Here is a 25938-nt window from a genome sequence, read left to right as displayed (position 1 = left end):
AGGAGCCCTTCGCGGTCCCGGCCCGCCGGGGCCGGAACGCCGCCTCTCCCAGACGCTTGACATCGCCGTCGATGAGGTGGATTTTAGGATAGGCTTACCTAATAAGTCTCGCCATTCCAACGGCCCCCGACCGCTCTCCTCATGCTGTGACCAGGTATTTCACTGAGATGTACGCGGTCACGCGATTTTCCGGTGTTTTCATCTGCCTCATCCCTGCCTGGAGGACTCCGCGAACGCGACGGGAGATCGGTGCTCGGCGGCCTCCGGGCGCGTCGGCGGGAAAACCGTGCGCAGACGCCCGTACGCGGGCTCCGTGCCGGCCGTCACTCCCGGTGCCGGGCGAATCCACCGATCCTGGCCCATTCCTGCTGGAGGTAACCGATGACCAACCCCTTCGACGACGACGGCGCGTCCTTCCTGGTACTGGTGAACGCGGAGGGGCAGCACTCGTTGTGGCCCGCGTTCGCCGACGTCCCCGCGGGCTGGGAGATCGCCCACGGTGAGGACTCCCGCGCCGGTTGCCTCGCCTACGTCGAGAGCTCCTGGACCGACATGCGCCCAAGGAGCCTCGTCGCCCAGATGGGCGGCTGAGCTTTTCCGGCCTTCGAGGCCGGATACGGGTGATCGTCACCTCGGTCCCCCGTATCCGGCCTTCCGGGAGGGACGCCCGGCGATCGCGCCGATCCCGTTGGGATCCCCTTGGGGCGGGGCCGGAAACGCGGAAGGGCACCACCGCGGACGGGAGGTCTCGCGGTGGCGCCCTTCGAAACGGGCGGCCCGGGTCAGCTGGCCCAGTCGAGCAGCGGGCGGGTGTTGCTGGGGTGGCGGAGCTTGGAGAGCGACTCCTTCTCCAGCTGGCGGATGCGCTCGCGCGTCAGGCCGAGGTGCTTACCGATCTCGTCGAGGGTGTGGGGCTTGCCGTCGACGAGGCCGAAACGCAGGGCCATGATCTTGGCCTCCCTGGGCGAGAGGTTGCCCAGCACACCGCGCAGCTGCTCGCCGAGCAGCTGGCGGTCGACGACCTCCGAGGCCTCGGGCGAGTCGACGTCCTCGATGAGGTCGCCGATGGTGGTCTCGCCGTCCTCGCCGATGGTGGCGTTGAGGCTGATCGGCTGGCGGCTGGTGCGCAGCAGCTCCTCGATCTGGTCGGGGCTCTTGTCGAGCTCGATGCCCAGCTCCTCCGGCGTGGGCTCGCGACCCAGGCGCTGGTGCATGTCACGCTCGACGCGCGACAGCTTGGAGAGCATCTCCAGCACGTGCACCGGCAGCCTGATCGTGCGGGCCGAGTCCGCGAAGCCGCGCTGGATGGCCTGGCGGATCCACCACATGGCGTAGGTGGAGAACTTGTAGCCCTTGGTGTAGTCGAACTTCTCCACCGCGCGGATCAGACCGAGGTTGCCCTCCTGGACCACGTCGAGCAGGGCCATGCCCCGGTCGGTGTACTTCTTCGCCACGGAGACGACCAGGCGGAGGTTGGCCTCCAGCATGTGGTCCTTGGCCCGGCGGCCGTCCTCGGCGATCCACTCCAGGTCGTCACGCGCGACCGCGGACAGGCCCGGGTCGGCCTCCAGCTTGGACTCGGCGTACAGGCCGGCCTCGATGCGCTTGGCCAGCTCGACCTCCTGTGCGGCGGTGAGCAGGGTGCGACGGCCGATCGACTTCAGGTAGGTGTGCACCGAGTCGCCCATGACGGAGGACTGGTCGTCGAGGTCGAGGGTGGGCTCGACCTCCACCTCGGGCTCCTCCGCGGGGTTCCACTCGTCGGGCTCCGCAGCCGTGGCCTTGGCGTCCTTGGCGGTGGTCCCGGCGGCCTTCACGGCCTTGGTCCTCCTGGTGGTCTTGAGGTCCCCGGAGGGCTCCTCCACCGGGGCCTTGGTCGCGTCAGGGGCGCCGGTCACGGGCTCGGTCTTCGCCGAGGTCCTCCTCGCGGAAGCGGCCTTCGTCTTGCGTGTGGAGACCTTACGGGTGCTCTTGGCGGCGGATGTCGAGAGTGCAGGATCGTTCTCGGCCGCCAGGCTGACGCCCGCCTCGGTGAGTTCGCGCAGAATCGACCTGCCCTCGGTGGGGCTGACGCCCGCCTCGGCGAAGGCGTGACGCAGCTCCGCGAGTGAAAGGTGACCCTGGACTCGTCCTCGGTCAAGGAGCTGGTCGAGAGTCGTCGGGGCCTCAGATGAGGGCGCCACGGCGGCTGGGGGCATGAGGACACCTCCTCCATCACGGAGTCGTCTGAATTTACGGTCTGCTGGTCTTGGGGTGGGGCGGTCTGGGGGCCGCTCGGCGCACCAGTACCAATAACCCCAGTCAAGAACATTCTGTTCCCGACTTGACTCGGAAAATATGATGGGTGGACCGCTGTGTCAGCGATCCACCCGCGAACGGGCGCCCGAGAGGGCCTATTCGATCACTTCCACGGGGCCCTCCTTCGCCGGCCCCGAGGAGCCTTCGAGCGGGCCGTCGACCATGGGCATCGGGAAGGGCTCCGCCTGCTCCAGCCGGTCCTCGTTCCAGTAACCGAAGACCTTCTCCGGGTCGGGGTTGACCTCCCTGGAGACCACGTAGTCCTCGGCGGGAGGAGCGGACGCGGTCGGTGACGGCTCGTACGAGGGTGCTCCCGGATCGTTCGGGGACACGGCGGGCACCGGCTCGTCCGATGGTTTCTCCGCTCTCCCGATCCCGCCCGACGCGGCGGCCGCCGTGACGGAAATGCCGCCGGCGAGGACCAGGCTCACGATTCCAGCCGAGACCCATGTCTTCCGGGTGACGTTCATCGGGCTTGTCCTTCCTGCTTCGGCTACCTCATTGGACGTTCGGGAGCGCCTTCACGGTTCCCGATCACGACCATAACGGAGAGCCGCGAGATCCGGCTTGCCATTGGCCAGAAGTGGTATTTCGGTCACAACGGTCAGGTCGGCGGGGGCCGCGTAGGCGGGCATCCGCTCCTTGACGAAGGCGCGCAGCTCGGCCAGGGACGGCGGGGAGGGCGAGACGACGACGGCCACCACCCGTTCGCCCCACTCGGGGTCGGGACGGCCGACCACGGCGACGTCGACGATCGCGGGATGCTCGGCCAGTACGGCGGCCACCGCCGCGGCGACCACCTTCTCGCCCCCGGTGTTGACGACGTCGTCGGCCCGCCCCAGCACGCGCAGCCGCCCTCCCTCCAGGGCGCCCAGGTCCGAGGTGAGGAACCAGTCGCCGTCGCGGGCCGCCTCGGTGAGGTCGGGGCGGAGCCGGTAGCCGGAGAACAGCACGGGCCCGCTCAGGCGGATCCGGCCGTCGTCGCCGACGGCGATCCCCACTCCGTCGAGGGGCTCGCCGTCGTAGACGCACCCGCCGCAGGTCTCGCTCATGCCGTACGTGGTGACCACCCTGGCGCCGGCCGCGCGGGCCGCGGCGAGCAGGCCGGGGGGAGCGGCGGCGCCGCCGAGCAGGATGGTCTTGACCGTCGACAGACGCTGGAGACGCGTCGAATCCACCTGGAGCAGCCGGCGCAGCTGGGTCGGCACCAGCGAGACGTGGTCCGCGCCGCTGGAGAGCACGGCCTCGGGGGAGAACCCGTCGTGCACGATCGGCTCGGTCCCGCCCAGCAGCGACCTCACCAGGACCTGCAGGCCGGAGACATGGGAGGGAGGCAGACAGCACAGCCAGCGTTCGCCCGTGGCGGCGTCCAGGCGCCGCAACGAGGCCGACGCGGAGGCGAGCAGCGCCTCGGCGGACAGTTGGGCGCCCTTCGGGACGCCGGTCGAGCCGCTGGTGGCGATGACCATCGCGACCCCGGCGGGCACGCCGACGCCGCCCTCGCGGCGCACTCCGTTCACATGGGTCGGGCGCAACGCGTCGAGCGTCGCCCGCAGTGCGGGGGCGGGCAGGGTGGGGGAGAGGGGCAGCACGGCCGGACCGCTGCCGTCCAGCGCCGCGCCGACGGCCCGGAACAACTCCGAGGTCGCCGGAGATACCACGGCGTGCAATTCCCGTTCTACGGAAAGCCACGCCTCGTGCGCAGGGGTGGTCATCACGGTCGTAAGGTTAGTGCCGGAAGCCGGACAACGGCCGGGGGTACCGGCGCAGCGGAGAGGGTGAAGCCATCGTGGGCACGGAGCGGGTCGAGCCGGGCGTGGACGAGCGGGCGGTGGAGAAGGCGTCCGAGCGCGACGGCGCGGTCGACTGGAAGAGGTCCGGCCAGTACGAGGACATCGTCTACGAGACCGGCGAGGGCATCGCCAAGATCACGATCAACCGCCCGGAGCGCCACAACGCGTTCCGCCCGACGACGCTCTTCGAGCTCAAGGACGCCTTCAACGTCGCCCAGGAGGACGCCGAGGTCGGCGTGATCATCTTCACCGGCGCAGGTGACAGGGCCTTCTGCTCCGGCGGTGACCAGAAGATCCGCGGCGATGACGGCTACGTCGACAAGTCCACCCCGCACGTCGGCCGGCTCAACGTGCTCGATCTGCAGGTCCAGATCCGCCGCTGTCCCAAGCCGGTCATCGCGATGATCGCCGGTTACGCCATCGGCGGCGGCCACGTGCTGCACGTGTGCTGCGACCTGTCCATCGCCGCCGACAACGCGGTCTTCGGCCAGACCGGCCCCAAGGTCGGCTCCTTCGACGGAGGCTACGGCTCCTGGCTGCTGGCCGAGACCGTCGGCCTGAAGCGGGCCCGTGAGATCTGGTACCTCTGCCGCCAGTACGACGCGCAGACCGCCCTCGACTGGGGCCTGGTCAACGCGGTCGTGCCGCTCGCCGAGCTTGAGACGGAGACGGTCAAGTGGGCGAGGGAGATGCTGGAGAAGTCGCCGCTCGCGCTGCGCATGCTCAAGGGCGCGCTGAACGCGGTGACCGACGGCGCCGCGGGGATGCAGCAGTTCGCCGGTGACGCCACCCTGCTCTACTACATGAGCGAGGAGGCGCAGGAGGGCCGCGACGCGTTCAAGGAGAAGCGCGCCCCCGACTTCGGTAAGTTCCCGCGCCGTCCCTAGGGGCTGCGGAAGTTCACGGCCGGGGTGGCGAGGACAGGTTTCCCCGCCGCCCCGGGGGCTGCGAGGATCCGAAGGGGTTCGGTCCCGAGGCGCGCCGCCCCGCATGGACGAGGTCGCCTTCGCGCGCCTCAGGACGGACTCACCCCCCCGGGTGCGGAGTTAAGGAGGCGGTGCGGTGAATCCCGCGACCGCGCTCGCGACGGTGCTGGTCGACGAGCTCGCCCGCTGCGGTCTCACGGACGTGGTGCTCGCCCCCGGATCGCGGTCGGCGCCGCTCGCCCTGGCCGTGCACGCCGACAGCCGTATCCGGCTGCACGTGCGGGTGGACGAGCGCTCGGCCTCCTACCTGGCGGTGGGCCTCGCCCGCCGCAGCGGCCGCCCGGTCGTCCTGATCTGCACCTCCGGCACCGCGGCGGCCAACTTCCACCCCGCCGTCATCGAGGCGCACGAGTCGGGGGTGCCGCTGCTGGTGCTCACCGCCGACCGCCCGCCAGAGCTGCGCGACACCGGTGCCAGCCAGACCGTCGACCAGATCAAGCTGTACGGCACGGCCGTCCGCTGGTTCGGCGAGATCGGCGTGCCCGAGGACCGCCTGGGCCAGGTCGCCTACTGGCGGTCGACGGCCTGCCGCGCCTACCAGCGCGCGCTGGGCCCGTACGACCCGGGTCCTGTTCACCTCAACGTGTCCTTCCGCGAGCCGCTGGTCCCGGACGGCGACCCGTCCTGGTGCGAGTCCCTGGAGGGTGACAGCGAAGGGCCGTGGATCCGCGCCAGGGTGGCCTCCCCGCCGGTGGCCCTGCACCTGCCGCCGACCAGGAGGGGTGTGCTGGTCGTCGGAGACGGCGCGACCAACACGCGCAGATACGTGGCGGCGGCGGGTATGGCCGGATGGCCGGTCCTGTCGGAGCCCAACGGCGGCGCCCGCTACGGCGACCACGCGATGTCGACCTACCACTTCCTCCTCGGCACCCCGGAGTTCGCCGACCGGCACCGTCCCGACGTCGTGGTCACCCTGGGCCGTCCCGGCCTGTCCCGGCCGCTGCTGAACTGGCTGAGGCACGCGGACGAGCACATCGTGGTCGCCGCCGACATGACCCGCTGGCCCGACCCGACCCGCTCGGCCACCCAGGTCGCCCAGGTGGTGGAGATCCCGGTCACCGCGGGCGACGACGCGTGGCTGCACTCCTGGCGCCGTGCCGAGACGGCGGCGAGGACCGCGATCGACGAGGTGCTGGACGGTACGGGGCTCAGCGAGCCGCGCCTGGCCCGCGACCTGGCGGAGGCGCTGCCCAACGGATCGCTGCTGTTCTCCGGCTCCTCCATGCCGATCCGCGACCTCGACCAGGCGATGCGTGCCCGGCGAGGTCTGCGGGTCATGGCCAACCGGGGGGCGGCGGGGATCGACGGTGTGGTGTCGTCCGCGATGGGCGCCGCCCTCGCCCACAACGGCCCCTCCTACGCCCTGATGGGCGATCTGACCTTCCTGCACGACCAGAACGGGCTGGTCCTCGGCTCCCGCGAGCCCCGTCCGGATCTCTGCCTGGTCGTGGTGAACAACGACGGAGGCGGGATCTTCTCGCTCCTTCCCCAGGCCGCGCTGCGCGATCCCTTCGAGCGGGTCTTCGGCACCTCGCACGGGGTGGACCTGGGCTACGTGGCCGCCGCCACCGGCACGCCGTACACCTTCGTGGACGAGCCGGGCCAGCTGGTCAAGGCGCTGCGCGGTGAGGGGGTGCGCATGATCGAGGTGCGGACGGACCGGGAGTCCAACGCGGTGCTGCACTCCATGATGCGCGACGCGGCCCACGCCGCCGTCCGCGACACCATGGCGTGACGGGGTCCGTGCCGCGGTGTGGCGAGATCACGTGATGTCGCGACGCAGGGTCAGCGCGCGGGCGGCGAGCACGATCACCGCGACGTAGCCCGCGAACAGCATCCCACCGGCCCAGGCGGGCAGCAGCTCACCGGTACGCAGGGGCATGCCGCTCAGGGCCCTGGCGGCCCCGGTCGGCAGCCATCTGCCCAGCTCCGGCAGGAAACTGACGAGCAGGTAGTCGGCGTACATGAACCACAGCAGCGCCACCGTCACCGCCGCGACCTGGTTGCGGATCAGGGCACCCAGCCCCACCCCGAGCAGGCCGTACAGGGCGACCCCGAGCGCCGAGCCGAGCAGGACCGCGGGCACGCCGGGACTCCAGGCGGGGTAGCCGGCCAGACCGAGGGTGACCAGGCCCGCCACCAGAGTGACCAGCGCCGAGACCGTGGCGATCAGCAGGCCGACGATCCCGTACGCGGCCAGCTTGGCCGTCACCACCCGGCTCCGCCCCGGGTCGACCAGGAACTGCCAGGTGATCGTCTGGTGGCGGTTCTCCCCGGCCATGCCGAGTACGCCGAGCAGCAGGGTGACGACATAGGCCTGCTGGGCCATGCTGTAGACGTTCTCGATCTGCGCGTCGAGTGGCATCCCGCCTTCCAGGCCCATCAGGAAGACCATCAGCCCCGCCCAGGCCACGCACAGTGGGGGCGCGAGGGCGGCCAGGATCCAGGTGGTGCGGCTCGCGCGTGCCTTGAGCAACTCGGCGCGGATCAGGCCGTTCACGAGGTCACCTCCATGTAGAGCTCTTCCAGGTCGGTCTCCGGGGCGAGCGGGCCCTGCCAGGCCAGACGCCCCGCCCTGACGATGATCACGTGGTCGGCGATCTGCCGGATCTCGGCGAGCACGTGGGTGGAGACCAGGACCGTGCGCCCCTGGTGGGTGTAGGCCCGCAGGAAGCCCCGCAGCCAGCGCATGCCCGCCGGGTCCAGGCCGTTGGCGGGCTCGTCGAGAACGAGGATCTCCGGGTCCCCCAGGAGGGCGGAGGCGAGGGCGAGCCGCTGACGCATGCCCAGGGAGAAGCCCCGCACCCTGCGGTCGGCCGAGGCGGTGAGATCGACCTGCTCCAGCACCTGCTCCACGCGTCCGGGATCCAGGCCCGCGGCGAGACGGAGAGCCTCCAGGTGCGTGCGGGCGCTCAACGCCGGGTGGAAGGCCGCGGCCTCCAGCACCGCGCCGACCGTGGAGACGGGGCGCTTCAGGTCGCGGTAGGGCTCGCCGCCGATGGTCGCGCTGCCCTCGGTGGGCGTGACCAGGCCGAGGATCATGCGCAGGGTGGTGGTCTTGCCCGCCCCGTTGGGGCCGACGAAGGCCGTGAGTGTTCCCCGTTCCACCGTGAACGACAGGTCGTCGACGGCCCGTACCTCGCCGAACGACTTGCCGAGGTGGGTGACGCTGATTGCTGACATGATCTCGACGATGGCCCCCGGGCGGGTGGGGACGCACGGTCCCGGGGATGGATCTCACGATGTCCACCCGGGAGGAGATCGGGGCGGTCGGGGGTGGAGGCGATCTCCACCCCGAGGCCCATGGCCCGCCGCAGGGGGGCGTGGATAGCTTGTGGGCGTGACGTTCCTCCGCCGCCCCTCGGTGCGCCGGTTCCTCGCCGTCGTGCTGGTGGGCTACATGCTCTCCGGCCCGGTGATCGGCGCGGTCGAGACGGGCTGGCCCGGCCTGCTCGGAGTGATCCCGATCGGCGCCGCCACCGTCGGCTGCTGCCTGTGGGTGCTGCTTGGCCGGAAGCCGCGTCGAGACGCCCTGCTGCTCGCCGCGACCCTGGCCGGAGGACTCGCCCTGCACGGGATCAGCCCCTACAGCGGCATGGGGTTCATGTACATCGTGATCTTCACCGCGCCGTTCAAAACCCGCCTCTGGCCGGCGGCGTTCCTGGTCACGGCGGATGTCGCCGCCACGACGGCCGTGTCCTTCCTGCTCGGGCTGCCGGTCGCGGAGGTGCTGGGCAACACCTTCGGCCTCACCTACGTCGCCGTCTTCACCTTCCTGATGCGGCACGTGAAGGCGACCAGGGATCACGCCGCCGCGCTCGCCGAGGCGCGGGCGGGCGAGGCGGTACTGGCCGAGCGGGCCCGGCTGGCGAGGGAGGTCCACGACATCCTGGCGCACTCGCAGTCGGCGCAGATCGTCCATCTGGAGGGCGCGCGGCTGCTGCTCGAGCGAGGGCTAGAGCGGGGAGAGGACACGACGGCGGCCCTCGACCGGGTGAACCGCGCCGTGCGGCTGGCGCGCGCCGGGCTTGAGGAGACCCGCAGGGCGCTCGACGCGTTGCGAGGGGAGGAGCTCCCGCTGGCCGAGCGGCTGGAGCGGCTGGCGGTGGAGTTCCGTTCCGTGACCGGCTCGTCCTGCGCGGTCTCGGTCGCGGGGAACCTCGACGGCCTGGAGGCGGGGGCGCGGCTGGCGGTGGCCAGGACCGCGCAGGAGGCCCTGACGAACGTGCGCAAGCACGCGCCGGGCGCCGCGGCGTCGGTGGCGTTGCGCCGCGTCGGCCGCTGGTGCGAGCTGGAGATACGCGACACGGGCGGCCCGCCGGGCCCGACGGCACCGTCGGGAGGCGGATACGGGCTGGTGGGCATGCGTGAGCGGGCCGAGCTGATCGGCGGTTCGCTCGCCGTGCGCTCGGGTGAGGAGGGCTTCGAGGTCCTCCTGCGGGTGCCGTACGGTACGACCACGCCGGGAGCGTGATCGGCGCACGCGGGCGCGTTCGAGGGGCTTGACGGGCGTTCGACGGGCAGGGAGGCAGGGTGACCGTGCGGGTACTGGTGGTCGACGACCAGACGGTGGTGCGCGAGGGGCTGGTGCTGCTCCTGGGGCTGCTGCCCGGCATCGAGGTGGTGGGGGCGGCGGCCGACGGACGGGAGGCGGTCGGGCTCGCCGGCTCCCTCAGGCCCGACGTGGTCCTGATGGACCTGCGGATGCCCCGGATGGGCGGGGTGGAGGCGACCCGCAGGATCAGGGCCGCCCACCCGGAGATCCAGGTGGTGGTCCTGACGACGTACTCCGACGACGAGTCGGTCTTCGCCGCGCTGGCCGCGGGGGCGCGGGGCTACCTGACCAAGGACGCCGACGCCGAGTCCCTCGCCTCGGCCATCGCCACCGTGGTCGAGGGCGAGGCCCAGTTCGACCCCGGTGTCCAGCGGCGGCTCGCCGAGGCGGTGGCCGGGAGCCGCCGCGCGCCTGACCCGCCGGACGGCCTGACCCGCCGCGAGAGCGAGGTGCTGCGGCTGATAGCGGCGGGTCACTCCAACGCGGAGATCGCCCGGGAGCTGTTCATCTCCGAGGCGACGGTCAAGACGCACATCAACAACCTCTTCGCCAAGGCTGGACTGCGCGACCGGGCCCAGGCGGTGACGTACGCCTTCCGGCATGGCCTGGCCCCCGACTGACAGCGGCTTCCCGGCCGACGGTGAGGACGCGCCGGGAGTGCTCCCCGGCGGCGACCCGACGGCCAAGGGAACCCGCGCCGGGGGTGACGGCGACGGCGATGACTGTCAGGTCTGGGGATGTGGGGACGCCGCCGCGGGGTCAGGGTGAGTCGAGTACGGATTCACCTCGCGGGTGCCCGTCGAAGGGAAGTGCCATGCGACCTGACGTCAATTTGACCGGCTACGAGACGGTGGCGAGTTTCGGCGACTACGCCGAGGCCCAGCGTGCCGTGGACCAGCTGTCGGACCAGAAGTTCCCGGTGGAGCACACGATGATCGTCGGAGTCGGTCTCCGGCTCATCGAGCGGGTGCTCGGGCGGCTGACCTATCTTCGCGCCGCGGGGATGGGCGCGGCGACCGGAGCCTGGTTCGGACTGCTGATCGGCCTGTTCTTCGCGATCTTCACTCCCGGGCGCTTCCCCTTCATCCTGGTGCTGTGGGGCCTGATCTGGGGTGCCATCGCCGGAGTGATCTTCGGATTGGTCGGTCACGCGCTCACCGGGGGCAAACGCGACTTCCTGTCGTCGAGCGCGATCGTCGCCGACCGCTACGAGGTGCTGGCGGCGGCCGCGCACGCCGCCGAGGCGCGCAGGCTGCTCAACGTCGGTACATCCCAGCAGATGCATCAGCAGATCTGACCGGCCGGAGCCACCCCGGTCCTGAGCCCGCACTGACGGCGGCGCGGGCGGTATCGCTCGCGCCGCCGTCCCGTGTCCGCTCACCCGGCCGGGCCGATCCACCGGGCGGGTCTGTCGGAGGCGCGGAACCACCGGGCCAGGGGGCGCCGGGATGTCGTGTGGGCACCGACGACGCCGTCCGGCGGGCGCCGGTGCCGTAGCGCATAGGAGGGCAGCATGGCTAAAGCAGTCGGAATCGACCTGGGCACCACCAACTCGGTGATCGCCACCATGGAGGGCGACAAGCCCACGGTGATTCCCAACTCCGAGGGTGCCCGGACGACGCCGTCGGTCGTGGCGTTCACCGACAACGGTGAACGCCTGGTAGGGCAACTGGCCCGCCGCCAGGCGATCCTGAACCCCAAGGGGACGATCTACTCGGCCAAGCGCTTCATCGGCCGCCGCCACGAGGAGGTCTCCAGCGAGCTGAACGCCGTCTCGTTCGACGTCGTCTCCGGCCCGGAGGGGGCCGTCCGCTTCAAGATCCACGAGAAGTCGTACGCCCCCGAGGAGATCGCCGCGGCCGTCCTGCGCAAGCTCGTGGACGACGCCTCGAAGTTCCTGGGGGAGAAGGTCACCGAGGCGGTCATCACCGTGCCCGCCTACTTCAACGACTCCCAGCGCCAGGCGACCAAGGACGCGGGAAAGATCGCCGGCCTGGAAGTTCTGCGGATCATCAACGAGCCGACCGCGGCGGCCCTCGCCTACGGGCTCGACCGCAAGGAGAGCGAGACCGTGCTCGTCTTCGACCTGGGCGGTGGAACCTTCGACGTCAGCATCCTCGCCATCGGGGACGGCGTCGTGGAGGTGCGGTCGACCGCCGGCGACACCCACCTGGGCGGCGACGACTTCGACCGGCGCATCGTCGACTACCTCGCAGACGAGTTCCAGCGGGACAACGGCATCGACCTGCGCCAGGACCCGCAGGCCCTGCAGCGGCTGTTCGAGGCCGCCGAGAAGGCCAAGGTCGAACTGTCGGCGGTCAGCCAGACGCAGGTCAGCCTGCCCTTCATCACCGCGGACGCCTCCGGCCCCAAGCACCTGAACACCACGCTCAGGCGTTCGACCTTCGAGGAGATCACCGCCGACCTGCTCGAACGGTGCAAGGGGCCCGTCCAGCAGGCGATGGCCGACGCCAAGCTCACCGCCGACGACATCGACGAGGTGATCCTGGTGGGCGGGTCGACCAGGATGCCCGCCGTGCAGAACCTGGTACGCCGCATGACCGGCGGCAAGGAACCGAACATGACGGTCAACCCGGACGAGGTCGTGGCGCTGGGCGCCGCGGTCCAGGCCGCCGTCATCAAGGGCGAACTGAAGGACGTCGTCCTGCTCGACGTGACCCCCCTCTCCCTCGGCATCGAGACGCTCGGCGGGGTGATGACGAAGGTCATCGAGCGCAACACGACCATCCCGGCCCGCCGTTCCGAGACGTTCAGCACCGCAGAGGACAACCAGACCGCCGTGGACGTCGTCATCCTGCAGGGCGAGCGTGAGCGCGCCGCCGACAACCGCCCCCTCGGCCGGTTCCGGCTGGAGAACATCCGGTCCGCACCGCGCGGTGTGCCGCAGGTCGACGTGACCTTCGACATCGACGCCAACGGCATCCTGAACGTCTCGGCCAAGGACAAGGACACCGGCGCCGAGCAGCGCATCACGATCAGCGAGAGCTCGAACCTGGACAAGAGCGAGGTCGAGCGGATGGTCGCCGACTCCGAGCGGCACCGCGAGGAGGACCAGCGGATGCGGCAGGTGGTGGACGCGCGCAACGAGCTCGACAGTGCCGCCTACCAGGTGGAGCGCCGCCTGGCGGAGCTGGGCGGCTCGGTGCCCGTCCACGAGAAGGCGCGCGGAGAGATGCTGGTGAACGACGCCCGCGACGCGATCAAGCAGGAGGCCCCGCTCGACCGGGTCCGCTCGCTCACCTCCGAGCTCCAGCAGGCCTACCACGGCCTCGCCGCGGCGGGCGCCGGCGCCTCGGGCGACGGAGCCCCGGGGACCGGCGGGGCCGCGGGCGGTCCGGGGGCCGCGGGAACGCCCGGCTCCCAGGGCGGCAGGGACGACGACGTCATCGACGCGGAGTTCACGACCGATGAGTGAGACACCTGAGACACGGCGCGATGGCCAGGAGGAGACACCGGACCGAGGGCCGGAGGTCCGGGAGGAGCACGCGGAGGCCCCGGAGGCCCCGGAGACCCCGGACGAACTCCAGGAGCGCGTCGTGGAACTCCAGGCACTGGTGACCGATCTCCAGGACAGGTGGCGGCGTGCCCTCGCCGACCTCGACAACCTGCGCAAGCGCGTCAGCAGGGACGCCGCGCGGACACGCTCGGAGGAGCGGGCCCGGGCCGCGGGGGAGTGGCTGCCCGTACTGGACAACCTGGACCGTGCGCTGGAGCACGCCGAGACCGACCCCGTCTCCGTAGCCGAGGGGTTGCGGGCGATCCGCGACCAGGCGCAGGAGGTGCTCTCCGGCCTCGGTTACGCGCGTCGTGACGATACCGGGGCCGTGTTCGATCCGGCCAGGCACGAGGCGGTGGGCGTGCTCTCGCAGGAGGGCGTGCCCGACGGCACGGTCGTACGGGTGGTACGGCCGGGCTACGGGGATGGCGAACAGCAGCTGCGGCCCGCGCTGGTCGTGGTGGCCAAGGGGGCATGATGCCCCCCGACCGGGACTTCTACGAGATCCTCGGTGTGCGGAGAGGGGCGAGCCAGGAGGACATCCAGCGCGCCTACCGCAAGCTGGCGCGGGCCAACCATCCCGACGTCAACAAGGATCCCTCCGCCGAGGACCGCTTCAAGGAGGTCTCCGAGGCCTACAGCGTGCTGTCCGACCCCGCGACCCGGCGCCGCTACGACGCGTTCGGGCCGGATTTCCGCCAGGTGCCCGAGGACGTCGACCCCGAGACGTGGGCGCGCGCCGGGAGGCGCGGGGCGGGCGCGGGTCGGGCCGGCGCGGGTCCCCGTGGTGGTGGCGGCTTCGGTGGCCTCGGCGGCTTCGAGGAGGGCGTCGACCTCGACGATCTCTTCGAAGGGCTGTTCTCCGGCGGCAGGAGGGGCCGCTCCGGCGCGAGCTGGGGACCGATTCCCGGTGCCGACCAGGAGGCCGAGATCGTCCTGTCCTTCGAGGACGCCTACCGGGGTGGGCCCCGCTCCATCACCGTCGGCTCGCGCGGGCTGCGGGTCGACATCCCGCCGGGCGTCACCGACGGCCAGCGCGTCAGGCTGGCCGGTCAGGGCGGCAAGGGCGGTGAAGGGGCGCCCGCGGGCGACCTCTACCTGATCGTCAGGATCGCCCCGCACCCCCGTTACCGGGCCGAGGGGCGCGACGTCCACGTCCTGCTCCCGATCACCCCGTGGGAGGCGGCGCTCGGAGCCTCCGTCGCGGTCGACACCCCCGGGGGCGAGACCAAGGTCAAGGTGCCGCCGGGCACGTCCAGCGGCAGGCGGCTGCGGCTGCGCGGCAGGGGGATGCCCAGCCGTCGCGACAAGCCGGGTGACCTGTACGCCGAGGTGCGGATCATGGTCCCGGAACGGCTGTCCGAGGAGGAGCGGCGGTTGTTCGAGCAGCTCTCCTCGGTTTCCACGTTCGACCCGAGGAGACGGTGATGAGCGACCCGTTTTCTGAACGCAGACCGCGCCGACCGGGGCCGCGCCCCACCCAGCCGCGGGAGCGGGCGGATCGCGCCGGACGCTCGTCGGACCCGGACGCGGTCTCCCACCCGCGAGAGACCCGGCGGGAGGCCCCGCAGGAGGCCCCGCGGGAGGCGGGGAGGACCTACCAGCTGACCAGGCCCGCGCGCCTGGATCTGGAGACGTTCGCCGGCCAGACGGGGACCCACCCCGATCTGCTGCGGCGCCTCGTCGCGCTGGGTTTGCTCGACCCCTGGACCGACGCCGAGGGGAACCTGTGGTTCCCGCCTCCCCAACTGCTCACCATGGCGCGCATCCGGCGGCTGCGTGCCGGATTCTCGATCAACTACGCGGCGCTCGGCCTCGTACTGGACCTGCTGGACCGTATCGCAGAACTCGAGGCCGCCCAGCGCGGTCGCTCCCGACCCACCGGAGGCCCGCCGTGGACATGAACCAGCTGACGCAGAAGTCACAGGAGGCGCTGCACGACGCGCAGACCAAAACCCTGCGTTTCGGGCACACCGAGGTGGACGGCGAGCACCTGCTGCTGGCGCTGCTCGACCAGCCGGACGGGCTGATCCCGCGCCTGCTCTCGTACGCGAACGTCGACACCGACCGGCTCAGGACCGAGTTGGAGGCGGGGCTGGACCGCCGCCCCAAGGTGAGCGGTCCCGGCGCCTCACCCGGCCAGGTCTACGTGACGCAGCGGCTCTCCCGCCTGCTGGAGACGGCCAAGCGGGAGGCCGACCGGCTCAGGGACGAGTATGTGTCGGTGGAGCACCTGCTCATCGCCCTGCTGGAGGAGGGCGCCTCGACCGCCTCGGGGCGGTTGTTGCACGAGCAGGCACTGACCAGGGACGGCTTCCTCAAGGCGCTCACCGCGATCCGAGGCAACCAGCGGGTGACCTCCGCGATGCCCGAGGTGGCGTACGAGGCGCTGGAGAAGTACGGGCGCGACCTGGTGGCCGACGCCATGTCCGGCAAACTCGACCCGGTCGTCGGGCGTGACGCCGAGATCCGCCGCGTCATCCAGATCCTGTCGCGCAAGACGAAGAACAACCCCGTCCTCGTCGGCGACCCCGGCGTGGGCAAGACCGCCATCGTGGAGGGCCTCGCCCTGCGGATCAGCCACGGGGACGTGCCGGAGGGACTCAAGGGCAAGACGGTCTTCAGCCTCGACATGGGCTCGCTGGTGGCCGGGGCAAAGTACCGGGGCGAGTTCGAGGAGCGGCTCAAGGCGGTGCTCAACGAGGTCAAGGCCGCGGAAGGACGGATCCTGCTCTTCGTCGACGAGATGCACACCGTGGTGGGCGCGGGAGCCGCCGAGGGCGCGATGGACGCGGGCAACATGCTCAAACCCATGCTGGCCCGCGGCGAGCTGCACATGATCGGGGCGACGACCCTCGCCGAGTACCGCAAGCACGTCGAGAAGGACGCGGCCCTGGAGCGCCGGTTCCAGCCGGTGATGGTCGACGAGCCCTCGGTCGAGGACGCCGTGTCCATCCTGCGCGGCCTGCGCGAGCGCCTGGAGATCTTCCACGGCGTGAAGATCCAGGACAGCGCGCTGGTGGCGGCCGTCGTGCTGAGCCACCGCTACATCTCCGACCGCTTCCTGCCCGACAAGGCCATCGACCTGGTGGACGAGGCGTGCGCGATGCTGCGTACGGAGATCGACTCGATGCCCGCCGAGCTCGACGAGCTCACCCGCAGGGTGATGCGCCTGGAGATCGAGGAGGCCGCGCTCGCGAAGGAGGAGGACTCCGCGAGCGGGATCCGGCTGGAGGAACTGCGCAGGGAACTCGCCGACCTGCGCGCCCAGGCCGACGCGATGCGGGCGCAGTGGGAGGCGGAGCGGCACGCCCTGCGCGCCGTCCAGGCCCTGCGCGAGGAGCTGGAGCACGTGCGCGCGGAGGCGGAGCGGGCCGAGCGCGACTACGACCTCAACCGCGCCGCGGAGCTGCGGCACGGCAGGCTGCCCGAGCTGCTGCGGCGGCTCGAGGCCGAGGAGGAGCGGCTGTACTCCAAGCAGGGCACGTCGCGCCTGCTGCGCGAGGTCGTCACCGACGAGGAGATCTCGATGATCGTCTCCCGGTGGACGGGCATCCCGGTGAGCCGGTTGCGCGAGGGCGAGCGTGAGAAGCTCCTGCGGCTCGACCAGATCCTGCACGAGCGGGTGATCGGCCAGGACGAGGCGGTGCGGTTGGTGGCCGACGCCGTGATCCGGGCACGCTCCGGCATCAAGGACCCGCGCCGCCCGATCGGGTCGTTCATCTTCCTGGGGCCCACGGGCGTCGGCAAGACGGAGCTGGCCAAGGCGCTCGCGGAGGCGCTCTTCGACACCGAGGACAACATGATCCGCATCGACATGAGCGAGTACCAGGAGCGGCACACGGTCAGTCGTCTCGTCGGCGCGCCCCCCGGTTATGTCGGGTACGAGGAGGGCGGCCAGCTGACCGAGGCCGTGCGGCGCAAGCCCTACTCCGTGGTGCTCTTCGACGAGGTGGAGAAGGCGCACGCCGATGTCTTCAACACGCTGCTGCAGGTGCTCGACGACGGCAGGCTCACCGACGCGCAGGGCAGGACCGTCGACTTCCGCAACACCGTCCTGATCATGACCTCCAACCTCGGCTCCCTGTACCTCCTCGACGGCGTCACCTCGACCGGTGAGATCGAGCCCGAGGCGAGACAGCGGGTCATGGCCGAGCTGCGCTCCCACTTCCGCCCCGAGTTCCTCAACCGCGTCGACGACATCGTGATCTTCAAGCCGCTCACCCCGGAGGAGATCGAGCGCATCGTCGGCCTGATGTTCGTCGAGCTGCGCGACCGCCTCGAACAGCGGGGGATCCGGCTGGAGGTCACCGAGGCGGCGCTGCGGCACATCGCCGAGCGAGGTTACGACCCCGTGTACGGCGCCCGCCCGCTGCGCAGGTTCATCGCCAGGGAGGTCGAGACGCGCATCGGCCGCGCACTCCTGTCGGGGGAGGCGGACGAGGGAGCCGTGGTCCAGGTGGACCTCGCCGACGACGAGCTCGCCGTCACCTACGAGTGAGCCGTCGACCACGGACGAGCAGAGCGGTCGATGTCATCAGGATGTCGTGCGATACCGGAACCACGTCCCGCCCTCGGCGGGGAGGACATCAGCCAGGACGCCGGTGGCCGCTCTCCTGCGCCGCGAGCCTGGCCAGCTCGACCCGCGAGTGAATACCCAGCTTGCGGTAGACCTGCCGCAGGTGGAAGGCGACGGTGTGCTCGCTGATGAACATCTGCTTGGCGGCGTGCCGGTTCGTCAGCCCCTGGGAGACCAGATCGCAGACGGCCTGCTCGGTGCCGGTCAGGCTGGCCCACCCCGAGGTGGGGTGGTCGGTCCTGACCCAGTGGCGGCACCGCTCGCCCAGACGCCGCAGCCTGCCCCGCACCCGCGCCGCGTCCCGGGCGGCCTCCACGGCCCCGTAGCAGGTCAGGGCGGTCTTCAGGCTCCCCACGGTCAGCTCCCTGTGGCCGTCGTCCGCCCCCAGCAGCACCCCGAGGTCCTCCGCCGCCGATCCTCTCGCCCAGGGATCGATGTGCCCGGCCACCGCGCGGCCCAGCGCTTCGGCGTCACCCTCCCGTAGCCCTCGCGCGTGGTCGGCGGAGACCGACGGGTTGGACAGGCCGGGATTGCGGGAGGCGACGTCCTCGGCGGCGTCGACCACGGCGTCGGCCCTGCGCCGGTCGTTCACGGTCATCGCCACCCGCACCAGCCACGCCGCGGCCGCGGACTCGCCGGTCAGTGCGCCGAGGTGGAGGGGCAGCGCGTCGTAGACCCCGCCGAGCGAGCTCATGCCGCCCGCGGCGCCGTCGCGCGCCTCCCTGATCCGTGCGGCCACCAGCTCCGATCGCAGCCGTGCGGGCGGCATGCCGGATGCCGGCCTGACCAGGCCCCTCTCCATGTACCTGACGGCCCCGGGCAGGTCGCCCGACCGCAGCGACGCGGTGCCGAGCACCGACAGGGCCGAGGAGACCAGAATCGGGGCTTCCAAGGCCTCGGCGGCGGTCAGGGCGACCTCCGCGTGCTTGATCGCTGCGCCGATCCTGCCCGTGGCCAGGTCCAGTCGGGCGCGTAGAGCGGGGATCTCCGCGGCCCACGAGGGCTCACCCTCGGCGTCGGCCTCCGCGGCGGCGATCTCCGTCGCCGCTTCCGCCTCGTCCAGCAGCCAGAGGTCGATGAGCATCGTGGCCAGCACCGCCCGCGGCTGCCGGTGCGGGCCGCGGACCGGTCGCTCCACGGCCTCGCGCGCCAGGTCCAGCCCGCGAGAGAGGTCGCCCTCGTTCCACGCGAGCAGGGCGAGGTCCAGAAGTCTCCCGCCGTCGCCGCCCCACGGGGGCGCGGTGGAGCGCTCGACCTGCTCCCGCAGCGCCCGGCGCACCGGTGAGGGCACCCTGTCGACGACCGACCGCCACACCAGTTCGTGGCGGAACGTCAGCTCGTCAGGGGTGGCCACGAGCACACCGGCCGCGAGTGCCTCCTCCAGCGGGGGGAGCAACGCGGCCGGGGTCTCGCCGAGCATCCTGGCCGCGTACGCCGGTGTGACCGAGCGTCCGAGCACCGCGATGGCCTCCAGTAGATAGCGGGTCCTGGTGCCGAGCTCGTCCAGGCGGCGTCGGACGGCGTCGTGCAGGCGCGAGGGCAGCGCCGCCTGGGCGGGTGTGATCCCGGCCGGTAGGGCGACGCCGTCCTCGACCAGGACGGCGCCCTCCTCGCGTAGCCCGGTGAGAAGCTCGGAGAGCAGGAGCGGGTTGCCGGCGGCCTGGGCGGCCAGCGCCGCCAGTTCCCGCCCGGGTGGCGCGCCCAGGATGTCGGCGGAGACCTCTGCCACCGCGCCCTCGTCCAGGGGGCGCAGAATGGTCCGGGTGGCCCCCTCCTCCTCCAGCAGGTCGAAAAGCCGGCCCGCGTCGCCGCCGGCCGGGGCGCTGCGGCGGGCCAGCAGCCATGCCACCGGGCGCGAGGCGAGCCGCGAGGGCATCGTCCGCAGGGCCATGATCGTGGCGGGGTCGGCCCACTGGAGATCGTCAAGGATCACCAGCAAAGGCCCCGAGGCGAGTCTCCTCTCCAGTGAAATACGGACCTGCTCGGCCAGCCACAGCAGCAGTTCCGGCCCGTCGGGGAAGAAACTCCTGGTCAGGGGCATCGGAGTCGTCGGTGACTCCTCAAGCGCGGACAGCAGCGGCCCCAGGGGGGTGAGCCGTCCCAGCTCGTCGGCCCGGCCGCCCGCCACCGACATCCCACGCGCGCCCGCGGCGCCCGCGGCCTCGGCGAGTAGCAGCGACTTGCCTATCCCCGGCTCGCCCTCGACGAGCATGACGTTCCCGGTCGTGGACGCGAGGCCTTCGAGCAGGGCGAGGGCCGCCGCCCACTCATCTTTCCGGCCGCGCATGGTCTTGTCTCGGATCTGGCGTCATACAGGCGGGCTTCCTGAGCGGTGATTACGCATATGACATCCCCAAGGGATGAATCATCACGCGTCGGGCACCATTGCGCACCGGTGGTTTGGCACAGTTTTGACCTTGGGGAGCCCGTCGCCCGGTCAGCGCTCGATGAGCGTGACCTCCAGGGAGTAGTGCGAGGCCCGGTAGAGGTGGGAGCCGTGCTCCACGGCCCTGCCCTGGTCGTCGTAGGTGGTGCGGATCAGCGTGAGCAGCGGCGCCCCACGCCGCTCGCCGAGCAGCCTCGCCTCGGCCGCCGTGGCCGCCCGCGCCCCCATGCGCTGGTTCGCCACGCGCATCCGCACCCCGGAGGCGCGGAGCGTCTCGTACAGCCCGTGCTCCCGAAGGCCTTCGGCGGTCAGCGGGGCGAGCCCGCAGGGCAGCCAGTTGTGCAACAGGGCGAGCGGTTCCCCCGTGGCGTAGCGGATCCGCTCCAGGCGGAGCATCTCGGTTCCGGGCGCGACGCCGAGGGTCGCGGCGACATCCTCGCCCACCGGAGCCGGACCCAGGAGCAGTACCCTGGTGGCCGGCTCCTGGCCGGCCCTGCGAAGGTCGTCGTAGAGGCTGGTCAGCTCGATGGAACGCCTGGCCTGGCCGTGCACCACCTGGGTGCCGACGCCTCGCTTGCGCACCAGCAGGCCCTGGTCGACCAGATACTGGATCGCCTGGCGGATGGTCGGCCGCGACAGGCCCAGCCGACCGGCGAGCAGGATCTCGTTGTCGAGACGCGACCCCGGGGGCAGATCACCGCGGCGGATGGCCTCGGAGATCTGCTCGGCCACCTGGAAGTAGAGCGGGACCGGGCTGGACCGGTCGAGATCGATGGCGAGCTGCGTCATTCGCCCTCCCGGTTGACACGCCGCGCCGTCAGGCTAGCGGACATCAGAATGTCTTGACAAAAACCGCCGGGTCCTGGCCGGTGGGGCAGGGACCATTGTTCGCGCCGTCGTTCGCGCCACTGGAGGAAGCATGGATCAGCGCAGGGATCAGAGCACCGCGACGGAGCTGTCCGCCGTCGCGGTCGAGGCCGCCCGCGCGGTGGGCGACCGGCTCCGCGGGGCGTTCAGGTCGCGTCCCGCGATCGAGACCAAGAGCGACTTCCACGATCCGGTGACCGAGCACGACCGTGCCGCGGAGGAGATCATCCGAGAGGTCATCGACAGGCGTGTCCCGGGGAGCACGGTCATCGGCGAGGAGGGTGGCAGCACGGGTTCGGGCGAGATCCGCTGGTACGTCGACCCGATCGACGGGACCGCGAACTTCGCCGCGGGGCTGCCGTTCTTCTGCGTGTCGATCGCCGCGGCCGTCGGGGACGAGGTGGTCGCCGGGGTGGTGTACGACCCGGTGCGCGACGAGGAGTTCCGAGCCGCTCCGGGAGGTGCCTGGTGCAACGGCGCGCAGCTGCGCAGCACCGGCGCCGCGCGTGACCGGGAGGGGGTTCTGCTGACCAGTTATCCCACTCCCCGGGAGGTGACCGAGGGCGGGGAGGAGACGCTGCGCCGGTTCGGCAGGATGGTGGAGGCGTTCGCCTCCACGCGCCGTCCGGGCAGCACCGCGCTCAAGCTGGCGTACGTCGCGGGCGGGTGGGCGGACGTCGCCTACGGCAGTAGGGTCAGTCCGTGGGACATGGCGGCGGGGTCGCTGCTCGTCCGGCGGGCGGGAGGCGTCTTCATCCCGTTGGACGGGTCGGTCTTCGAGGCCGGCGGCTACCTCGCCCACGTCGGAGGCTTCGACCTGGCGGGATCGGTCATGAGCGAGCTGCTCCTTCACGACCGCCCGGTCCGAAGCGCCGGCGGGCCGGGGTGAGCCGGCCAAGGGCCCGCATGGTCGACCCTCGCGCGGGGCAGGTTCCGCGTGTCGGTGATCGGATTACCTATTGATCCTGTAGGAAATACAGGTAAAATGATTGTCTCGCCGTACGAAGGAGCCGCCATGAGCCTGGAGCCGGAGGCCGAGAGCCCGCTGGCCACCGCGGTCGGCGTCGCGCGCTGGATCCGTTCCGCGGCCGTGGACGACGAACGCGGACGACACTGGCTGGCCAATCCCGACCCCCGAGGCCGGGCCGCCATGCCCGACCACCCCCTCTCGCTGTACTCGGGGGCGGCCGGGATCATCCTGTTCTTCCTGGAACTCGCCGCCGCCACCGGAGACGACGGCTACCTCGACGACGCCACGGCCGGGGCCCGATACCTCGTCGCCACCTGGCGGGAGCAGGCCGACCTCTCCCTCCACCACGGCCTGGCCGGAGTGATGTTCGCCCTCGCCGAGACCGGTTGGGCCACCGGCGAGGGTGGCTTCGAGGTCGAGGCCGGCGCCGTCGCCGACCGCATCGTGCGCAGCGCCCGCCCCATCGACGGCGGCCTGGGCTGGACCGGCGACCCCGCGCAGCGAGGCGACGGCGGGATCATCCTCGGCCTGCTGCACGCCGCGGGCATCCTGGGAGTGCCCGCCTACCAGGAGGTCGCGGTCGAGGCCGGCGCCCGCATCGCCACGCTCGTCGTCCCCGGTCACCGCTTCGGCGAGGGCGCCTGCGCCGACCTGCCCCTGGACGCGGTCACCCCCGGCTTCCTGTCCGGCACCGCGGGTACCGCCTTCCTGCTCGCCCGTTTGTACGGCGTGACCGGTGAGAGCGCCTTCCTGGGCGCCTCCCGCAGGGGGGCCGACTTCGTCCGCGCGGTCAGCGCCGTGAGCGAGCGGTGCGCGCTGGTGCCGCACCACATCCCGCAGGGCCGCGACCTGCACTACCTGGGCTTCTGCTCCGGCTCGGCAGGGGTCGCCCGGATGTTCTACGAGCTGCACCGGGTGTCGGGCGATGCCGGGGATCTCGACTGGGCCGAGCGGCTGGCGAGGGGGATCGTCCGCAGCGGCGCCCCCGCCGACCAGAGCGGAGGCTCCTGGAACTCGGCCTGCCAGTGCTGCGGCACCGCCGGTCTGGTGGAGCTGTTCGTGGGACTCTGGGCGGCGACCGGCCACAGCCGGCATCTGGAGTTCGCCCGCACACTGGGGGAGAACCTGGTCGGCCGGGCCACCGGCCACGACGGCAGGGGCACCCGCTGGTACCAGGCCTACCGGCGGTTGCGCCCCTGGGAGGTCACCGCCGACACCGGCTACATGGTCGGGGCCGCGGGGGTCGGGGCCGCACTCCTGCACCTGGACGCCACCGCCCGCCCGCAGGAGGCGAGGCGGCTCATCCTGCCGCCGGACAATCCGTTCCCCGCGATCCCGCTGCCGAGCGCGACGCTCCGCCGCTCCTGACGATCATGGAAGGCGCGTCGCCGGTGAGCCGACCGCTTCCGTGGGCGAGCGTGAAGAAGGGCCGCCGTGGCGCGGAGGGCACGGTGCGGGTCCACGGCCGGGTGGCGCGGAGGACGCGTCCCCGGCCTGCCGCGTCCGCGCAGCTCTCCGAACCCTGTACGGTCGGGCATCGAGGCCTCCACCGGGCCCGGCGCCGCGGACACGTCTCCGGCGCCGTCCCGGCACCCCGGACCGTGTCACCCCCGGTACGCCCGATCGTGCCGACCCGGTCGCGGAGGGTGGCGGCCACCGGCGCCCCTCGCGCCGGAGAAACCAGGGATGATCTGCCCTTTGGCCGTCAAGGGGTGACAAAGCTCGTGATGATGATTGGTGATTCTCCGTGAGTGTTGCGCAAGGCATGCCTAATCTCGGTCTCGTGACAATCGAGGACTTCCTTCCCGACCCCGACCGTTCCGTCGTCGCGATCGAACCGGCACAGCCGGGCGCCGGCCACTGGGCCGGTGCACCGAGCGCCGTGGCGAGCGACGGGCTCGTCTACCTTGCCTACCGGCTGCGCCGTCCCGTCGGCGAGGGCCGTGGTTACGCGGTCGCCGTCGCCCGTTCCGTCGACGGTGAACGGTTCGAGACCCTGCTCACGATCGGCAGGGAGGAGATGGACACGGAGTCGCTGGAGCGGCCCACCCTGGTACGCACGCCGGAGGGACGCTGGAGGCTCTACCTCAGCTGCGCCACCTACGACACCAAGCACTGGCGGGTCGAGGTGCTGGAGGCCGACGACCCGTCCGGCTTCCAGGCCTCGCAGCGGCGGGTCGTGCTGCCGGGCGACCCGAAGACCGGCGTCAAGGACCCGGTGATCGTGCTGCGGGACGGCCTCTGGCACCTGTGGGCCTCCTGCCACCCGCTGGAGGAGGCCCACGAGGCCGACCAGATGGTGACCGACTACGCCACCAGTGCCGACGGCATCGAGTGGACCTGGCAGGGCACCGCGCTCAGCGGCCGTCCCGGCACCTGGGACGCCAGGGGCGCGCGGGTGGCCGCGGTCCGCTTCCTCGGCGACAGGGTGGTGGCCTTCTACGACGGCAGGGCCACCGCGGCGGAGAACTACGAGGAGAAGACCGGTGTCGCGGTCGGCACCGACCCGGCGGAGCTGACCCCTCTCGGCACCGAGCCCGTCGGGGTCTCGCCGTACGCGGGCGGTGGCCTTCGCTACCTGGACATCGTGGATCTGCCGGGCGGCGGGCGGCGGCTCTACTACGAGTACACCCGTGCGGACGGGGCGCACGAGCTCCGCACCGAACTGCGCTGACCACGGCACGGGGTCCCGGGCGTGCCACAGTGCCCGGGACCGTCCGGCAAAGATGGTTTAGCTGCGCCCCGGGGCGTCCCGCTACGCCTGGGGGCGGCCGTTGCGCGCCTGGCGCTGGCCGTTGGGGCGGGTGCCCACCAGGCCGCCCGAGCGCTCGCGGGGGCGGAGCCAGTCGCTGAAGTCCTCGCCGGTCACCTTCTGCAGCAGTGCCACGTCCTCGGTGAAGTAGGGGATCAGCTTCTCCCGCTGGTCCCAGGTGAGCGGCTGGCGGGAGCGGGCCCGCTCCTGCAGCCTGCGCTCCAGCGGGTCGGTCAGCGCCACGCTCACCCGCGACGGCAGGAAACGTCCCACGGACGATCCCACGCGCAGCGCCCGCGACAGCATCCGGTGCCCACGGGTCGGCTCCGGGTGGGCGGTCACGTTCTCCCTGGGGACCTCGGTGACCACGCCGGTCTCCAGCCCGAGAAAGCGGAAGATCCGGTCGAGGGTCTCGGCGGGGCGGTCGACCAGGTCACGGTAGCGGTAGACGAGCACCTGCTCGCGGGGGAACAGGGTGAACAGGTGTGCGAGCTGTTCCCCGTACTTGCCGAGCCCGCGATAGTGCCAGAACGGCGCCCAGCCGGCCCTGATCCGCCGCGCCTCTTCGGCGCAGGCGAGGACCACGTCGCCGATCGGCTCCAGCCCGGCCGACCACAGGTGGGTCCAGTTGGAGTGGGCGCGCTCCACCGGGTCGCGCAGCACCACGATGAGCCTGGCGTCGGGGATGGTCTCCCTGATGCGCCGCTGCGCCGCCAGGTCGTAGAGATAGAACGGGGTCGACTCGCCGGTGAGCGTGCCCGGCGGTGCCGCCGTGAACAGGGCCTCGTAGTCCTCGCGCCGCCAGACGTGCTCGCGGTAGGTCTGGGCGTCGCCAGGTCCCCCCCTGGTCGGCGGCGGGCCGTCGCTGAGGAAGAACTTCGGTTCCTTCACCGGGGACATGAACAGTCCCGGGTGCCGGGCCAGTGCGGCGTGCAGGGCGGTGGTCCCGGCTTTCGGAGCACCGATCGTGAGGAAATTCGGCAGGGGCATCGTTATTACCCTTAATCCCTACTATGATTATTGGTAAATATAGCCCTTTCTCGGGCGAAGGCAAGCACCCGCTCGTGCGATCGCCGTGACCCAGGGGAGTTCCCAATGGTGGAGATTTCACTCATCGCACTTATCTCCAGGTCATGATGCGAAGAGGCCTGTCCCGCCCGGTGAACACCGAGTTCTTTTCCGCTATTTCGCCACTGCGAAGGAGTTTTGTCGCGCTGCTCCGAGGTGGGCGGCGC

General features: G+C 71.6%; 22 protein-coding genes. 14 read left to right on the top strand and 8 right to left on the bottom strand.

What is annotated here, in order from left to right; all coding sequences use genetic code 11:
- The first annotated feature begins 381 nt into the window (after positions 1 to 381).
- A complete protein-coding gene (locus ABZ664_RS27440) occupies positions 382 to 591 on the top strand; it encodes an MbtH family protein (RefSeq protein ID WP_362515824.1) in 210 nt (69 codons plus the stop codon).
- A gap of 191 nt (positions 592 to 782) precedes the next feature.
- Here ABZ664_RS27440 and ABZ664_RS27435 read toward each other — a convergent pair whose 3' ends face one another.
- From ABZ664_RS27435 to ABZ664_RS27425, 3 genes are all read right to left on the bottom strand, one after another.
- Positions 783 to 2198, bottom strand: a complete 1416-nt coding sequence (locus ABZ664_RS27435) for an RNA polymerase sigma factor (RefSeq protein WP_362515822.1) — start codon at positions 2196 to 2198, stop codon at positions 783 to 785.
- A gap of 195 nt (positions 2199 to 2393) precedes the next feature.
- Positions 2394 to 2768 (bottom strand): hypothetical protein, encoded by a 375-nt coding sequence (locus tag ABZ664_RS27430; protein ID WP_362515819.1) that lies wholly within the window; start codon positions 2766 to 2768, stop codon positions 2394 to 2396.
- Between the two features lie 51 nt (positions 2769 to 2819).
- On the bottom strand, positions 2820 to 4013 hold the full coding sequence (locus tag ABZ664_RS27425; RefSeq protein WP_362515895.1) for an AMP-binding protein: 1194 nt from the start codon (positions 4011 to 4013) through the stop codon (positions 2820 to 2822).
- 116 nt (positions 4014 to 4129) lie between these two features.
- Between ABZ664_RS27425 and menB the strand changes: the two genes are divergently transcribed.
- Positions 4130 to 4978, top strand: a complete 849-nt coding sequence (gene menB / locus ABZ664_RS27420; protein ID WP_350947313.1) for a 1,4-dihydroxy-2-naphthoyl-CoA synthase — start codon at positions 4130 to 4132, stop codon at positions 4976 to 4978.
- A gap of 175 nt (positions 4979 to 5153) precedes the next feature.
- Positions 5154 to 6812 (top strand): 2-succinyl-5-enolpyruvyl-6-hydroxy-3-cyclohexene-1-carboxylic-acid synthase, encoded by a 1659-nt coding sequence (gene menD, locus ABZ664_RS27415; protein ID WP_362515816.1) that lies wholly within the window; start codon positions 5154 to 5156, stop codon positions 6810 to 6812.
- A gap of 27 nt (positions 6813 to 6839) precedes the next feature.
- Here menD and ABZ664_RS27410 read toward each other — a convergent pair whose 3' ends face one another.
- Entirely contained in the window at positions 6840 to 7577 is a 738-nt protein-coding gene (locus tag ABZ664_RS27410; RefSeq protein WP_362515813.1) for an ABC transporter permease, read from the bottom strand.
- Positions 7574 to 8260 (bottom strand): ATP-binding cassette domain-containing protein, encoded by a 687-nt coding sequence (locus ABZ664_RS27405; RefSeq protein WP_362515809.1) that lies wholly within the window; start codon positions 8258 to 8260, stop codon positions 7574 to 7576. The genes ABZ664_RS27410 and ABZ664_RS27405 overlap by 4 nt, the downstream gene beginning before the upstream one ends.
- Before the next feature lie 157 nt (positions 8261 to 8417).
- Between ABZ664_RS27405 and ABZ664_RS27400 the strand changes: the two genes are divergently transcribed.
- The 8 genes from ABZ664_RS27400 (at position 8418) to clpB (ending at position 17650) form a co-directional block, all read left to right on the top strand.
- Positions 8418 to 9551 (top strand): histidine kinase, encoded by a 1134-nt coding sequence (locus ABZ664_RS27400; protein WP_362515807.1) that lies wholly within the window; start codon positions 8418 to 8420, stop codon positions 9549 to 9551.
- A 59-nt stretch (positions 9552 to 9610) separates the two neighbouring features.
- Positions 9611 to 10252, top strand: coding sequence for a response regulator transcription factor (locus ABZ664_RS27395; protein WP_362515804.1), 642 nt, complete (start codon positions 9611 to 9613; stop codon positions 10250 to 10252).
- A gap of 194 nt (positions 10253 to 10446) precedes the next feature.
- Positions 10447 to 10929 (top strand): general stress protein, encoded by a 483-nt coding sequence (locus tag ABZ664_RS27390; RefSeq protein WP_350947163.1) that lies wholly within the window; start codon positions 10447 to 10449, stop codon positions 10927 to 10929.
- A gap of 216 nt (positions 10930 to 11145) precedes the next feature.
- Positions 11146 to 13068 (top strand): molecular chaperone DnaK, encoded by a 1923-nt coding sequence (gene dnaK, locus ABZ664_RS27385; RefSeq protein ID WP_362515801.1) that lies wholly within the window; start codon positions 11146 to 11148, stop codon positions 13066 to 13068.
- Complete coding sequence (locus ABZ664_RS27380) at positions 13061 to 13627, top strand: nucleotide exchange factor GrpE (RefSeq protein ID WP_362515797.1); 567 nt, start codon at positions 13061 to 13063, stop codon at positions 13625 to 13627. The genes dnaK and ABZ664_RS27380 overlap by 8 nt, the downstream gene beginning before the upstream one ends.
- A complete protein-coding gene (locus ABZ664_RS27375; protein ID WP_362515794.1) occupies positions 13624 to 14577 on the top strand; it encodes a DnaJ C-terminal domain-containing protein in 954 nt (317 codons plus the stop codon). The genes ABZ664_RS27380 and ABZ664_RS27375 overlap by 4 nt, the downstream gene beginning before the upstream one ends.
- Positions 14577 to 15053 carry a chaperone modulator CbpM gene (locus tag ABZ664_RS27370; RefSeq protein ID WP_362515792.1) on the top strand — a complete coding sequence of 159 codons (477 nt, stop codon included), beginning with the start codon at positions 14577 to 14579 and terminating at the stop codon, positions 15051 to 15053. The genes ABZ664_RS27375 and ABZ664_RS27370 overlap by 1 nt, the downstream gene beginning before the upstream one ends.
- Positions 15044 to 17650: an ATP-dependent chaperone ClpB gene (clpB, locus tag ABZ664_RS27365; RefSeq protein WP_362515790.1), complete on the top strand. Its 2607-nt coding sequence runs from the start codon at positions 15044 to 15046 to the stop codon at positions 17648 to 17650. The genes ABZ664_RS27370 and clpB overlap by 10 nt, the downstream gene beginning before the upstream one ends.
- An 88-nt stretch (positions 17651 to 17738) precedes the next feature.
- On the opposite strand, the gene ABZ664_RS27360 is transcribed toward clpB, so the two are convergent.
- A complete protein-coding gene (locus ABZ664_RS27360) occupies positions 17739 to 20015 on the bottom strand; it encodes an AAA family ATPase (protein ID WP_362515788.1) in 2277 nt (758 codons plus the stop codon).
- 150 nt (positions 20016 to 20165) lie between these two features.
- A complete protein-coding gene (locus tag ABZ664_RS27355) occupies positions 20166 to 20903 on the bottom strand; it encodes a GntR family transcriptional regulator (RefSeq protein ID WP_362515786.1) in 738 nt (245 codons plus the stop codon).
- A gap of 130 nt (positions 20904 to 21033) precedes the next feature.
- Here ABZ664_RS27355 and ABZ664_RS27350 point away from each other — a divergent pair, with 130 nt between their 5' ends.
- The 3 genes from ABZ664_RS27350 (at position 21034) to ABZ664_RS27340 (ending at position 24625) form a co-directional block, all read left to right on the top strand.
- Entirely contained in the window at positions 21034 to 21870 is an 837-nt protein-coding gene (locus ABZ664_RS27350) for an inositol monophosphatase (protein ID WP_362515784.1), read from the top strand.
- 126 nt (positions 21871 to 21996) lie between these two features.
- On the top strand, positions 21997 to 23319 hold the full coding sequence (locus ABZ664_RS27345) for a lanthionine synthetase LanC family protein (RefSeq protein WP_362515782.1): 1323 nt from the start codon (positions 21997 to 21999) through the stop codon (positions 23317 to 23319).
- A 415-nt stretch (positions 23320 to 23734) separates the two neighbouring features.
- Positions 23735 to 24625, top strand: a complete 891-nt coding sequence (locus ABZ664_RS27340) for a hypothetical protein (protein ID WP_362515779.1) — start codon at positions 23735 to 23737, stop codon at positions 24623 to 24625.
- 81 nt (positions 24626 to 24706) lie between these two features.
- On the opposite strand, the gene ABZ664_RS27335 is transcribed toward ABZ664_RS27340, so the two are convergent.
- On the bottom strand, positions 24707 to 25693 hold the full coding sequence (locus ABZ664_RS27335; RefSeq protein WP_362515777.1) for a sulfotransferase: 987 nt from the start codon (positions 25691 to 25693) through the stop codon (positions 24707 to 24709).
- Between the last annotated feature and the right edge of the window lie 245 nt (positions 25694 to 25938).

Source organism: Streptosporangium sp. NPDC006930, assembly GCF_040635605.1.
Lineage (GTDB): Bacteria > Actinomycetota > Actinomycetes > Streptosporangiales > Streptosporangiaceae > Streptosporangium.
Note: the sequence above shows the minus strand (reverse complement) of the source record. Positions and strands in the feature narration are given on the sequence as shown.